Source organism: Pauljensenia sp. UMB6358, assembly GCF_030216865.1.
GTDB classification, from domain to species: Bacteria; Actinomycetota; Actinomycetes; order Actinomycetales; family Actinomycetaceae; genus Pauljensenia; species Pauljensenia turicensis_A.
Genome location: NZ_JASOMS010000178.1, coordinates 1 through 266 on the forward strand (window position 1 = coordinate 1; position 266 = coordinate 266).

Annotated in this window: 1 protein-coding gene; it reads right to left on the reverse strand. The window is 51.9% G+C overall.

Translation table 11 applies throughout. The features are described from left to right. A partial coding sequence (locus tag QP381_RS09085; protein ID WP_285068693.1) for a glycosyltransferase occupies positions 1-235 on the reverse strand: 235 nt, incomplete at its 3' end. Positions 236-266 lie beyond the last annotated feature (31 nt).

Below are 266 nucleotides of genomic sequence, written 5' to 3' on the forward strand. Positions count from 1 at the left end.
GGCCCATTGCCGATGCAATGCCTGCTGTGAACCCTCCGGCACCGCCGGTGTTCTCTTGTAAGGAAACTACTTCTGCCCCACTAGCTTTAGCTACTTGCAGCGAATTGTCTGTGCTGGCGTTGTCTACTACCACTATGTGCTGCAATGGAACAGTTTGCTTCTGCAGTGCAGCGAGGCATTTACCTAACAAGACTTCGCGATTGTAAGCAACAACAACCGCAGCTACTTTTCGCATACCATCGACCTTGCCGCTCCGTGGACCTTTT